General features: G+C 71.5%; 12 protein-coding genes and 3 pseudogenes. 6 read left to right on the top strand and 9 right to left on the bottom strand.

Annotated elements, in window-relative coordinates:
* Both ACFHWT_RS21795 and eno read right to left on the bottom strand, forming a co-directional pair.
* Window positions 1-277: pseudogene (locus ACFHWT_RS21795) on the bottom strand (hypothetical protein); the annotation flags it as partial.
* Between the two features lie 130 nt (window positions 278-407).
* Complete coding sequence (eno, locus tag ACFHWT_RS21800) at window positions 408-1,691, bottom strand: phosphopyruvate hydratase (RefSeq protein WP_416596521.1); 1,284 nt, start codon at window positions 1,689-1,691, stop codon at window positions 408-410.
* Between eno and ACFHWT_RS21805 the strand changes: the two genes are divergently transcribed.
* The 3 genes from ACFHWT_RS21805 to nudC are packed head-to-tail and all read left to right on the top strand — an operon-like array spanning window position 1,681 to window position 3,477.
* Window positions 1,681-1,854, top strand: coding sequence for a hypothetical protein (locus ACFHWT_RS21805; RefSeq protein ID WP_416596522.1), 174 nt, complete (start codon window positions 1,681-1,683; stop codon window positions 1,852-1,854). The genes eno and ACFHWT_RS21805 overlap by 11 nt on opposite strands.
* Window positions 1,855-1,907: 53 nt before the next feature.
* Window positions 1,908-2,618: a hypothetical protein gene (locus tag ACFHWT_RS21810; RefSeq protein ID WP_416596523.1), complete on the top strand. Its 711-nt coding sequence runs from the start codon at window positions 1,908-1,910 to the stop codon at window positions 2,616-2,618.
* Window positions 2,619-2,673: 55 nt separating this feature from the next.
* A complete protein-coding gene (gene nudC, locus ACFHWT_RS21815; RefSeq protein ID WP_416596524.1) occupies window positions 2,674-3,477 on the top strand; it encodes an NAD(+) diphosphatase in 804 nt (267 codons plus the stop codon).
* 7 nt (window positions 3,478-3,484) lie between these two features.
* Here the strand turns inward: nudC and ACFHWT_RS21820 are convergent, their stop codons facing one another.
* The 3 genes and pseudogenes from ACFHWT_RS21820 to ACFHWT_RS21830 form a co-directional block, all read right to left on the bottom strand.
* Window positions 3,485-5,101: a DUF885 domain-containing protein gene (locus tag ACFHWT_RS21820; protein WP_416596525.1), complete on the bottom strand. Its 1,617-nt coding sequence runs from the start codon at window positions 5,099-5,101 to the stop codon at window positions 3,485-3,487.
* A gap of 185 nt (window positions 5,102-5,286) precedes the next feature.
* Window positions 5,287-5,412, bottom strand: a pseudogene (locus ACFHWT_RS21825) (zinc ribbon domain-containing protein); the annotation flags it as partial.
* Window positions 5,413-5,442: 30 nt separating this feature from the next.
* On the bottom strand, window positions 5,443-6,882 hold the full coding sequence (locus ACFHWT_RS21830) for a PLP-dependent aminotransferase family protein (protein ID WP_416596526.1): 1,440 nt from the start codon (window positions 6,880-6,882) through the stop codon (window positions 5,443-5,445).
* A 73-nt stretch (window positions 6,883-6,955) separates the two neighbouring features.
* Between ACFHWT_RS21830 and ACFHWT_RS21835 the strand changes: the two genes are divergently transcribed.
* On the top strand, window positions 6,956-7,915 hold the full coding sequence (locus tag ACFHWT_RS21835) for a DMT family transporter (protein WP_416596527.1): 960 nt from the start codon (window positions 6,956-6,958) through the stop codon (window positions 7,913-7,915).
* A 21-nt stretch (window positions 7,916-7,936) separates the two neighbouring features.
* On the opposite strand, the pseudogene ACFHWT_RS21840 reads toward ACFHWT_RS21835, so the two are convergent.
* A pseudogene (locus ACFHWT_RS21840) lies at window positions 7,937-8,728 on the bottom strand (Brp/Blh family beta-carotene 15,15'-dioxygenase); the annotation flags it as partial.
* A 68-nt stretch (window positions 8,729-8,796) separates the two neighbouring features.
* On the bottom strand, window positions 8,797-9,495 hold the full coding sequence (locus ACFHWT_RS21845; protein WP_416596528.1) for a bacteriorhodopsin: 699 nt from the start codon (window positions 9,493-9,495) through the stop codon (window positions 8,797-8,799).
* Between the two features lie 61 nt (window positions 9,496-9,556).
* On the opposite strand from ACFHWT_RS21845, the gene ACFHWT_RS21850 reads away from it, so the two are divergent.
* Together ACFHWT_RS21850 and ACFHWT_RS21855 are read left to right on the top strand one after the other, a co-directional pair.
* Window positions 9,557-9,910: a hypothetical protein gene (locus tag ACFHWT_RS21850; protein ID WP_416596529.1), complete on the top strand. Its 354-nt coding sequence runs from the start codon at window positions 9,557-9,559 to the stop codon at window positions 9,908-9,910.
* A 52-nt stretch (window positions 9,911-9,962) separates the two neighbouring features.
* Window positions 9,963-10,625: a signal peptidase II gene (locus tag ACFHWT_RS21855; protein ID WP_416596530.1), complete on the top strand. Its 663-nt coding sequence runs from the start codon at window positions 9,963-9,965 to the stop codon at window positions 10,623-10,625.
* Here the strand turns inward: ACFHWT_RS21855 and ACFHWT_RS21860 are convergent.
* Together ACFHWT_RS21860 and ACFHWT_RS21865 are read right to left on the bottom strand one after the other, a co-directional pair.
* Complete coding sequence (locus tag ACFHWT_RS21860) at window positions 10,569-11,576, bottom strand: MazG family protein (RefSeq protein ID WP_416596531.1); 1,008 nt, start codon at window positions 11,574-11,576, stop codon at window positions 10,569-10,571. The genes ACFHWT_RS21855 and ACFHWT_RS21860 overlap by 57 nt on opposite strands.
* Window positions 11,573-12,256 carry a hypothetical protein gene (locus tag ACFHWT_RS21865; RefSeq protein ID WP_416596532.1) on the bottom strand — a complete coding sequence of 228 codons (684 nt, stop codon included), beginning with the start codon at window positions 12,254-12,256 and terminating at the stop codon, window positions 11,573-11,575. The genes ACFHWT_RS21860 and ACFHWT_RS21865 overlap by 4 nt, the downstream gene beginning before the upstream one ends.
* Window positions 12,257-12,267: the final 11 nt, after the last annotated feature.

The following is a 12,267-nucleotide window of genomic DNA, read 5'->3' on the forward strand; positions in this document are numbered from 1 at the left end:
CGGTCAGACAGAGCGGGCAGTTGCCGCACGAGGTGAAGCTCATCGCCACGTGATCGCCGGCAGCGGACCGGGGCGTGCCGGATCGGGGCGCGGCGGGCCGGTCGGCACCGGCCGACCGGGTCGGTCGGCCGCGCTGGTCGGCCCGGGATCCGCTGTCGGGACCGGTGTCCCGGCCGGCGAGCCGCAGTGGCCCGCGCGAGCCGGACCGACCGGGCTGTCCTGGCCGGCGGGCCGGGCCCTGACCACTCGGTGTGCGCCGTTGCGGCACCGTCGTCACACCCCTCCCCGGGCGGTTGGCTGTACGGGACCGGTCGCGGTGCGCCGACGGCTGGTCGAACCGTCGGCGCGCCGGGACCGGTCGGACCGGACCCGGTCACCAGGACCGGGCCGGTCGAACCGGCGGGACGCTAGGCGGAACGGTACCTCGGGAACGCGCCCGCCCCGGCGTAGCGCGCCGCGTCGGCCAGCTCCTCCTCGATCCGCAGCAGCTGGTTGTACTTGGCCACCCGCTCGGAGCGGGCCGGCGCACCGGTCTTGATCTGGCCGCAGCCGGTGGCCACCGCGAGGTCGGCGATCGTGGTGTCCTCGGTCTCGCCGGACCGGTGGCTCATCATGCAGCGGAAGTTGCTGCGGTGGGCCAGCTCAACCGCATCGAACGTCTCGGTCAGCGAGCCGATCTGGTTGACCTTGACCAGGACGGCGTTCGCCGCCTGCTCGGCGATGCCCCGGGCGATCCGCTCCGGGTTGGTGACGAACAGATCGTCGCCGACGATCTGGATCCGGTCGCCGAGCGCGGCGGTCATCGCCGACCAGCCGGCCCAGTCGTCCTCGCCCAGCGGGTCCTCGATGGACACGATCGGGTACTCGCCGACCAGCTTGGTGTAGTAGGCGACCATCTCGTCGGAGCTCTTGCCGGCGCCTTCGAAAACGTACGCGCCGTCACGGTGGAACTCGGTGGCGGCGACGTCGAGCGCCAGCACGATGTCGGTGCCGAGCTGGTAGCCGGCGGCGCCGACCGCCTCGGCGATCAGGTCCAGCGCGGCGGCGTTGGTGGGCAGGTCCGGGGCGAAGCCACCCTCGTCGCCGAGGCCGGTGGCCAGGCCCTTCTTCTTCAGCACCGACTTGAGCTTGTGGTAGACCTCGGCACCGCAGCGCAACGCCTCCCGGAAGGTCGGCGCGCCGATCGGGGCGATCATGAACTCCTGCACGTCGACGTTGGAGTCGGCGTGCGCGCCGCCGTTGAGGATGTTCATCATCGGCACTGGCAGCAGGTGGGCGTTCGGCCCGCCGAGGTACCGGAAGAGGCTCAGCTCAGCGCTGTTCGCGGCAGCCTTCGCGACCGCCAGGGAAACGCCGAGAATGGCATTCGCACCCAGCCCGGACTTGTCCGCGGTGCCGTCCAGATCCAGCATCTTCTGGTCGATCAGCCGCTGCTCGCTCGCCTCGAAACCGACCAGCTGGTCGACGATGCGCTCCTCGATGTTGGCCACCGCCTGCTCGACGCCCTTGCCGGAGTAGCGGTTCGCGTCGCCGTCACGCAGCTCGATCGCCTCGAAGGCCCCGGTGGACGCGCCGGACGGCACTGCGGCGCGGGCGATGGTGCCGTCGTCGAGCCCGATTTCGACCTCGACGGTCGGATTACCGCGCGAATCGAGAATCTCCCTGGCGACGATTCCCTCGATGGTAGCCACTGTGTCGCTCCTCGTGATCAAGTCCCGCAAGGCCGCGACGGTGCGGCCGACCGTTCCGGTGGCAGCGTATCGGGCGACGGTGACGCTGCGGGCGCTGGCTTCCGAAACGCGGGATGTACGCGTCGGGAACCACCCGGATCCGGCATCGATCCCCATTTACTGACATTGATGGCAATCGGTTTGCGGCGGGTGGACAGGATCGGTCACCCTGTCACCATGCGTGCAACGGAGAACTGGTTCCGCCGCGCCGCGGCGGCCATCGCCGCCGGCACGCTGCTGCTGGTCACCGGCTGCCAGACCATCGCCGACGCCGGCCAGACCATCGAGCCGGCCGACCTGGTCAACGAGCTGGCCGCCCGACTCGACGGGGCCAGCGCGTTGACCTACTCGGCCGAGTACCAGTTGGTCGGCGGGGCCAGTGCCAGCATCGTGCAGGCGCAGACCCCGCAACGTACGGCGTACGTCTACCCGGGCGGCAAGCTGATCGTCACCGACGAGACCACCACCGAGTGTGACACCGACGACTCCCCGCCGGTCTGCACCCTGACCAGCGGGCCGTCCCCGTCCGCCCAACCAGATCCGGAGCTGTTCACCGACGCCAACGCCGGCGGCCTGGTGACCCCGCCGGTGGTGATCACGCTCCTCAACGCCGCCGCACTGGATCCGGCGGCTGTGGTGAGCCAGAACGACACCACGATCGCCGGCCGACACGCCACCTGTGTGCAGGTCAGCCAGGTGCAGGGGGCGGCGGCGTCCCGGTTCGACGTGTGTGTCACCACCGAAGGCGCGCTGGGCAGCTTCACCGGGGTGGTCGATGGACAGGCCGTCGAATTCGCGATAAGCCGGTACAGTGACACTGCCGACGAGACCGCCTTCACGCTCCCCCGCGGGGCCCGGTCCGTCGACCGTCGACCCGGCCCGGCGTAACGGGTCGTCCGCGGCCGATCCGGCCCCGCCTACCCGATTCGTACCCGACGCCCGGGTGGGCTCGGGTGCCGCTCCAGCCGATCCGTGTCTGGTGGTGGCCGGCCGCCGACTGCTGGTCGGCGCCGACGGCCGACTACCGTCGGTGGCCGATCTACCAGCCAGCACCGAGTGGGTGCCGCTGGGCAGCCTGGACGGCACCCGGGTGTGGGCAGCCGGCCTGCCCGCCGTCGACGACCAGCTCGGCGGCTGGCGAACCTGGCCGGCGATGGCCGACGAGCTGGGTGAACCACTCGCCGCGCTCGCCGGACGCGCCCTACAGGTAATCACCTGGCGGCGTACCCACCGGTTCTGCGGAGCCTGCGCCACCGAGTTGGCCGAGGTGCCCGGCGAGCACGCCCGCCGCTGCCCCGGCTGCGACCTGTACGTACCGATGCAGCTCTCCCCCGCCGTGTTGGCTGCGGTCACCCGCAGCCCCGGCCCCGACGGTGACGAGTTGCTGCTGGTCCGGCACACCTACGGGCCGACCGCCGTCTGGGCCCTGGTCGCCGGGTTCGTCGAGGCCGGCGAGACGCTGGAGGAGGCGGTGCACCGCGAGGTCGCCGAGGAGGTCGGCCTCGACGTGCACGAGGTGGAGTACTTCGGCAGCCAGCCGTGGGCGATGTCCGGCCCCGGCGTGGTGCTCGCCGGGTTCACCGCCCGCGCCGCGCCGGACGCCGAACCGGTCGTCGACGGCCGGGAGATCGCCGAGGCCCGGTGGTTCGCACTGGACGACCTGCCGGTCGAGCTGCCGGCGACGTACTCGATCTCCCGCTGGCTGATCGAACATCAGCGCAACGGCCGGCCTCCAGCGGCCCGTTAACCGTGCCTCAGCAGCCCAGTAGCGCCGACAGGTGCCGCGGCGGCGGGGATCCGTGCGCCAGCATCGCGTCGTGCCACTGCCGTGCCGGTACGCCGGCCGGCCGCGCCGCCGCCACCTGCGCCACCTCGGCGTACCCCACGAAGTACGTGGACAGCTGGGTGGAGGTCAGCAGTGCCCGACGCCACTTGCCGGCCGCCTCGCCCTCCTCCTGGAATCCCCGGCCGGTCATCAACGCCATTGCCTCGGCCTGCGGCAGCTCCTCGCAGTGCGTCAGCTGGTCCAGGATCGCGTTGATGGTCATCCGCAGCTGCATCTTCAACTGCTGCAGCCGTACCGGTAAGCCACCGAAACCGGCGTCGACCATCATCTCCTCGGCGTACACCGCCCAGCCCTCGACGAACGGCCCGGACCGCCCCACCGCACGCGTCCGGGTGGTGCCGAGGAACCGGCGGGCGTGCGCCAGCTGCAGGAAGTGCCCCGGCACTGCCTCGTGCACGGTCAGGTTACGTACCATGTGGTCGTTGTACTCGCGGTAGAACGACTCGACCCGCTCGGGCGGCCAGTCCGTCGGCGTCGGCGCGATGCAGTAGAACGTCGGCACGTCGGCCCGCTCCAGCACCCCGGGCGGGTCACAGTAGGCCACCGCGACGCCCCTGGCGAACTCCGGCATCTCCTGGATCACGCACCGGTCGTCCACCATCGATACCAGGTCGTGGGCGGCGACGAACTCGATGGTCTCCCGCATCGCGCTTTCCGCCAGCGGCACGATGGACGAGTCGTCCGGGTGCTCGGCGCCCAACCGGGACAACGCTGCGCGCACCGTGTCGTCGGTGGCTGGCCCACCGGTCAGCTCGGCCGCCGCCGCCCGGATCTCGTCCGACACCCGCTCCAGATTCGCCCAGGCCCGGTCCAGCACGTCGGTGGCTGTCAGCTCGGTGTCCAGAGTGTGCCACAGCTGGGCCTCCCACAGCCGCCGACCCAGCCGCGGATCCCGCCGGTCGACGTCGCGCTCCAGGCCGTCGCGCAGCCAGCCGGCGAACTCGTCCAACGCGTACGCCGCCTCGGTCGCCAACGGCTCGACCTGGTCGCGCAGCCCAGGCTCCTCGGCCAGCAGCACCGGCACCTGGTCACGAACCAGTGCGGCGGTGCCGGCGAACTGGCCGGCGGCGGTCTCGGCGTGGATGGCTGGCACGCCGCGCAGCGTCTCGCGGGCGGTGGCCAGCACGTCCGGTACGGCGCCGAGCCGCCCGGCCAGACTGGTCAGCCGCTCGGCGGCCGGTGCGAACGGGCGGGCGATCAGCCCGTGCAGCAGCGGCCCCGGGTTGTAGATCAGCGGATTCCACTCCCGGGCACGCACCTCGGTCAACTCGAACAGCCGCCGGTCGACGATCGCCGACAGGATCGCATGGTCGACACGTTCCTGAGTGGATAGCGCGTCCGCGTCGACCTCGGCGAGCGCGTTGGTGGCGTCCAGCAACATCGTGGCGGTGGCGGCAACCCCGTCGACCGACAGGTCCGGCAGCCGGTCGTCGTGGCGGTGGTCGCCGGTCGACGACGCCAGGGCGGGGTCGCTGGCCAGCAACGCGTCGATGATGCGTTCAGCCAGAGGTACGAACGACGCCATGCCACCGACAATATGCCATCCCACCGACACCGGCGCGGAGGTCGGTTCGGCCCCGGGCCCTTCGCCAACCGCTCCGTCACGCGATACGGCTCGGCGAGGACGGGCGTCGGTCCGGGATCCCGGCGTGGATGTCCCACGTCGTCAGCGCTGGCACGGTCGCGTTCGGCCGTGCCGAGGACCGTCCTCGCGGCGTCGAGTTCACGGTCGGCGGTGAACCCGCAGACCGCGCACTCGAAGTCGCGTACGCCCAGTCCGAGGCGGTGATTGGCTCTCGTGCCACAGCCGGAACAGGTTGCTCGGACCGGGTGCAGCGCTCCTCACCGCCACGATTCCGGTCCTGATCAGGCCATCAGCCCGGCGAGCAGCTGGACCGCCGACGCCAGTTCACCCGGTGAGTGTGCGGCGTAGCCGAGCACCAGGCCCGGTTCTGCGGCTGTCGTCCGCCCGCCGGACGGGCGGCCGGCGGGCGACAGGTCGAGCCGGGTGGCCGACAGTGGGACCGGCCCCAGGCCGGCCCGGGTGGCGGCCGCCGCCAGTGCCGTGTCGTCGACTCCGGCCGGCAGCCTCAGCACCAGGTGCAGACCGGCGGCGATGCCGGAGACCTGAGCCTGCGGCAGGTGTCGACGCAGCGCAGCGATCAGGGCGTCCCGTCGCCGCCGATGCACCAGTCGGGAGCGACGCAGATGCCGGTCGTACCCGCCGGAGCCCAGCAGTTCGGCGAACGCGAGCTGCTCCAGGACCGGTCCGCCGAGGTCGGCCGCTGCCTTGCCGGCCAGCACCGCCGGCCCAAGATCCGGCGGTACGCTGAGCCAGCCCAGCCGCATCCCAGGTGCCAGGGCCTTGCTGACCGAGCCGATGTGCGCCACCAGGTCCGGTGCCAGCCCTTGCAGGCAGCCGACCGGGTCCCGGTCGTAACGGAACTCGGCGTCGTAGTCGTCCTCGATGATTAGCCGGCCGCTGCGCCGAGCCCAGGCGAGCAGTTCATGACGGCGGTGCGGGGCCAGCACCACCCCCGTCGGAAACTGGTGCGCCGGAGTGACCAGCACCGCCGCCACGCCACTGGCGGCGAGCGCTGCGACGTCCAGGCCGTCGGCGTCGACCGGCACCGGCACCAGCCGCAGTCCGTTCGCCGTCAGGTGGCCGCGGACGCCGGGGCTGCCCGGGTCCTCGATGCCGACCGTGGTCGCGCCCCGCTGCCGCAGCGCTCCGGCGAGTAGACCGAATGCCTGCGCGGCACCGGTGGTGACGAACAGGTGGTTGGGATCGATCCGGGCGGCTCTGACTCGACCGAGGTAGCCGGTCAGTTCGGCACGCAGCTGAGGTGCCCCGCGCGGATCGCCGTAGTCGAGGTCAGCGTCGCGGGCGGTGCGCAGTGCCCGCTCGTATGCCCGCCGCCAGTCGGCGCGCGGGAACATCGCCAAGTCCGGCACGCCGGGCCGCAGCACCGCCACCGGGTCTGCCCGCGGCGATCTTTCCGTCCCACCCGACGGTGATTGCGGCTCCGCTGTCCCGGAAAGCGTCCCGGCTGTTCTCGGCGGTCTCCCGGCGACCGTGGTGCCCGCACCACGCCGGGCCAGCAGCCAACCCTCGGCGCTCAGCTGCTCGTACGCCTCGACGACGACGCCCCGGGACAGCGCCAACTCACCGGCAAGGTCACGGCTGGACGGCAATCGGGTGCCGGCGCTGAGCCGCCCGTCGCTGATTGCCGCCCGCAGGGCACATGTCAATTGACCGGCGAGCCCTGGACGGGTCCGGTCCAGCTCGACCAGCACCTCCGGCATCCAGATTGGTCCTCTCTCAAGCACTGCAAATGGCACTCAAGATTGGACCACTTGCTGCGTAGCGTCAACCGTCGTGAACCTCACCGGAGCGCTGCTCTGCACCGCCGGCATGATCGTGCTCGGCAGTTCGGTCGCGATCAGCCGGCTCGTCCTGGACTACCCGACGCTGACCGGCCAGACCCTGCGGTACGCCGTCGCCGCCGCGCTACTGGCGGCGCTGGTCCGCTATGTTCCCTGGCTGAACGACGGCCACCGCCCGGTAAGGCACAGGCGACTCACCCGTCAGGACTGGACACTGCTGGCCGCGCTCGCCGCCAGCGGCCTCGTCGCGTTCAACATCTGCGTGCTGACCGCACTGCGGCACGCCGACGCCGCCACCGTCGGCACCGTCGTCGGCGCTGCCCCGCTCGCGTTGGCGCTACTCGGCCCGCTGCTGCGCGGCGTCCGACCGGCCGGCCGACTGGTGCTCGCCGCCGGGATCGTGGTCGCCGGCACAGCAGCGGTCCACGGCTCCGGCACGGCGGACGCCCTCGGGCTGGTCGCCTGCTTCGGGGCGCTCGCGGGTGAGGTCGCGTTCTCGCTGTTCGCCGCGGTCCTGCTGGACCGGCTCGGGGCGGTACGGGTCTCCGCGTACAGCTGCGGCTTGGCCGTGCCGATGTTCGCGCTGGCCGCGCTGGTCGCCGGCGAGGCGGACCGCTGGCGGCTACCGACGGCGGCCGAAGCTACGGCGCTGGCCTACCTGGCGGTGATGCTGACCGTGGTGGCCTTCCTGGCCTGGTTCACCGGGCTGCGCCGGCTCGGAGTGGAACGAGCCGGCATGTTCATCGGCGTACTGCCCGCCACCGCACTCGCCTCGGCCGCCCTACTCGACCAGGTGCCCCCATCGGCCGGGCAGAGCGTCGGCGTACTGATCGTCGCGGCCGGCCTTGCCATCGGGATGAGTTGGAAGCCGCCGGTCCGGGACCCGTCCCGCCAGGTCGTCGACGCCGCACCGGTCGAGCCAGAACACCAGCATGGCGTGCGGTACGGTTAGCCCGGCCAACACCGCGAAGCTGGTGGACAGCCCTACTTCCGGCGTGGCCGAGACGGCGAACGGCACCAGCACAGCCAGCACGATCCCGGTGGGGATCGCCGCTTGGGCCGTGAACCGCAGCAGCGCCGGGCCGAGTCGCCCGGCGGCCAGGGCGGCAGCGTTGCCGGGGTCGGCCAGCAGCAGCCGAGCCACATGCCGCACCGAGTGACCCGCCGCGAAGTACGTACCGAACGCCCACGCGGGCGGCACCAGCACGAACACGGTGATCAGCAGCCCGAGGTATCCGGCGTCACCGCAACGCCCAGCCCGCAGGTCGTTGACCATGGTGGCGACCACCGCCGCGCTCGCGAGCGCGACGGCCATCACCCGGGCCTCGGTGTTCAGCAGGTACGCCGAACCGGCGCCGAGGCTCTCCAGCAGCGGATCAACCTGGTCCTGCCAGAGCGTCAACGGCAGCAGCACCGGCGGCGCTCCGTAGGCGAGCACGGCGTACGGCCGAATCCGGCTCCGTCGTGCGTCCCGTTGCTGGTGGAACGCCTCGTCACCGGCGCCGAAGTGGACGATCGCGAGGATCAGGAAGGTGACGAGCGCCGGACCGGGGGCGCGGTGGCAGATCCACCAGACGAGGACCACCGTGCCGGCGTACCCGGCCAGCAGGCACATCCGTGGACGCCAGCCGCCGGCTCCGGATCTCAGCCAGGCCGGTACCAGGTGATCGACGGCGCCGTGGGGTAGGCCGAGCAGCAGCCCCGCCAGCAACGGCAGCGGCGAATCAGCGGCCGGTCCGGCGTGGCTCAGCACAGGCAGGTGCATCAGCAGCACCGCGCCGAACGCCAGCACGGCGACCCACCCGGCGCGACGCAGCAGCCATTGACCGCCGTTCACACGACTTGCAGATGGTCACGGTCGGCAAGTAGGCGCAACTGCCGCAGGTCGAGCGCGCTCCAGACGACTTTCATCAGGACCGTCAGAACGACGAACACCGCGGTCGTCGTCGTCTCGTCGACCATGCCGAGGCCGGGATGCCCCAGCAACCAGACCAGGGTGAAACCGAGCCACAGTGCGCTGAGCAACGCGGCCAGTGGGACGAAGTGTGCCGCCATCGGCGCCGGCTGCCGGATCGCAGCCCTACGCAGCGGCCCCCAGATCACCACGAAGTTGGCCACGAGCGCGAGAACGCCGACTCCGTAGGCGAGATACCGTGTGGTCGGTTCAAGTGCCAGGTCACCGACCAGTCCGCAGACGATCATGGGGACGCTGGTCACTGCCACGAGCGCCGCCAGATCGGTTCTCTTGCCGGTCAGAGCGTGCGTCCCAGTCCGGATCAGCGCGTAGCCGAGCAACGGTGCGGTGACGATCCAGTCGGCGTAGTACCCCCAGTGCACGTCATGGTCGCCGACGGTCGTGTGTGCGCCGCCGAGTGCCATCACGGCGTGCCAGATGGCGGACCAGATCAGGATCACGATCGCGAGCAGGTACACGGTGATGGGTACGCCCTTAGGTTCCCGCGACCAGCGGACGAAGTACAGCACGGCGCCGAGCGCGACCACCACGAAGGACCACAACCACCACTGCGACACCACGAACCCCCTGAGGTCGGAGAGACTACCGAAGGTACTGTCGCACTATTTCCCTGTTTTCTTGCTTGATGAGCTGTTTCAGCCACCGGACGACGGTCGTGTGTTCAGCCCGAACCCCGTTCAGCGCTTCGCGCTCGACGTCGATGCCGTGACCGGTCCAGACGACGGCGACGAGGAAGGCGAGAAGGGCAGCCGCGAAGAGCGGCGTGAACAGCCGGATGAGGACGGCGCGAGGTTCTCGACGACAATCTGCTTGGCCTTGACGAGCTACCCGGCCGCGAGGGCTGCGGCCGCGGCACCGCAGGGCAAACGCCTCGTCCGGGCTCAAGCCCACAACGGCGAGCACGTCCACGACCTTGTTCCACTGCCTGCGCCGCTCGGCCAATGCAGCCAAGCCCCTGTTCACGACGAGTAGTGACCCTTACCCACCGAACGCCACCGGCATTCGTCGGGGAGAATCACCGATCATGAGCGAGCAGGCTGGCACCGACGAGACCATCCACGAACCGACCGACGGCGGTACGGCAGCACGTGCGCCCCGGCGGCAGCGGTGGACCCGCCGCGCCCCATGGCTCGCCTTCGGCATCGCCGCCACGGTGCTCGTCGTCGACCAGCTGACGAAGATGTGGGCGGAGGCGACGCTGACCCGGGGCGAGCGGACCCCGCTGATCGGCGACGCCCTCGGCATCCAGTTGATCTACAACCCGGGTGCGGCGTTCTCCTTCGGTGGAAACACCACCTGGATCTTCACCATCGCCGCCGCGATCGGTGTCGGCGTGACCGCCTGGTTCGCGTGGCGGGCCCGCTCCCGGGCCTGGGCGACGGCGCTCGGCCTGGTACTCGGCGGGGCGTTCACCCACCTGCTGGACCGGCTGTTCCGCGAGCCGTCGTTCGGGCAGGGCCACGTCGTCGACTTCATCGCATACTTCGACTGGTTCATCGGCAACGTCGCCGACATCGCGCTCTTCTTCGGGGTCGTCACGTTCCTCACCCTGGAACTGATCGGCATCCGGCTCCGACCCGAGCCGTCCGAGTCGGCAGAGCCGTCCGAGTCGTCGGTGCCGCCGAAGCCGTCAGTCGCTGGCGGCGGCGCGGACGGCGGCGACGTACGCGACGGCGACGCGGCGTAGCGCGCCCTCGGCGTCGAGACCCTCGGCGCGGGCCTGGGCGACCAGCGCGAGCAGGTTCGCGCCGAGCCGCGTCGACGGGTCCGGGGCCGCGCCCGGCTCCGGCAGCGGCACGTCGATCCCGGCGCGCCCGACCCGCTGCAGCACCTTGTCGGCCAGCGACAGCGCCGGCTGGGCGAGCACGATCCCGTCCATCGGTGACGGGCGGTCGCCCACGCCGGAGGCGGCACCCGACGCGGCCCGCTCGGCGGCCTTGATTCGCTCCCAGTTGTCGACGATGTCGTCGATGCCGTCGACCTGCGCGCCGGCGAAGACGTGCGGGTTGCGGCGGATCATCTTCGCCACCAGGCCACCGGCCACGTCGTCGACGTCCCACCGTTCGCCGTCCGGCAACTCCTGCGCCAGCCGGGCGTGCAGCACCACCTGCAGCAGCACGTCCCCCAACTCGTCACGCAGCGCCGTCAGGTCACCGGCGGCGATCGCGTCGTACGCCTCGTAGCTCTCCTCCAGCAGATACCGCGCCAACGAGTCGTGGGTCTGCTGACGCTTCCACGGATCGCCGCCGGGTGAGACGAGCCGGTCAATGACCTCGACCGCGTCGAGCAGCCGGGCACCGGGCGGATCCCAGGAGCCGTACATCAGCTCCAGCTCGGCCAGGCCGGGCTCACGGGCCAGCCGCAGCCCCAGCCGGCGGGCCAGGTCCGCGTCACCGGCCGGACCGGCCAGCCAGACCGCCGTACCGTGCTCGGCGGCCGCCGCCAGCAGCGTCTCCTCAGCGGGCTCCGGAGCCGGCGCGGTCACCGGCGAGCCACCGGCGACACGGATCGCCGTGGCCAGCTCACTGTCCGCGCCGGCGAACACCGGAAACCGGCGTACGACGTCCCAGGCCTGCGCCGTCAGCAGCCCGGCCGGCAGCCGGGGCGAGGTGACCAGCAGGACGATCCGGGCGGTCACTGCCGTTCGGAAACCGTGCCCGAGTCGCCGTCGCCCAGCGGGATGCCGACCGCGATCACGTTGCCCTGAGGCGCCTGGAAGCTGAGCACCGGGAACTCCAACGGGCGGTAGCGCGGGTTGACCGTGACGTCCTGCTCGGCGACCGCGTCGGCGACCACGTCGCGGGCGGCCAGCGAGGACCGCAGCTGCTCACCGTCGAGCTGACCGGCGGCCTCCTCGTCGGTCACGTCGTCCGGGATCACCCCGGCGGCCCGGCCCTTTTCGACCAGGTCGAACAGCTCCTCCTGGGTCGGCTGCACCTGACCGCCGGCCTGCAGCCCGGTGATGCAGGTCCAGGCCTGCGCCGCCGTCTGCGCGTACTCCGATTCGGGCGGCAGGCCGAACTGGTCCGGGGAGATCGGCTGTGCGCCGCCTGGCACGTCGAGCTGGGCGCAGACTTCGGCGAGCACCAGGGCGCTGACCACCTGTTGCCGGGTCGGCAGCGGCGGGGCGCCCTGCTGACCGGCCTGCTCGCCGAGCCGGTCGCTCAGGTCGTCGATGACGCTGGTCACCTGCTCCTCGGTGTACTGCTCGTCGCCGACGTAGGCGGCGACCCCGGGCTGCGACCGGCAGGCGGACAGTGCGGCGACCCCGAGAAGGGCAATGGCGGTGATCGACGCCAGGCGACGGACACGCTGCATGGACGACACTC

Origin of the sequence: Micromonospora sp. LOL_021 (assembly GCF_048060215.1) — a bacterium.
GTDB lineage: Bacteria > Actinomycetota > Actinomycetes > Mycobacteriales > Micromonosporaceae > Micromonospora_E.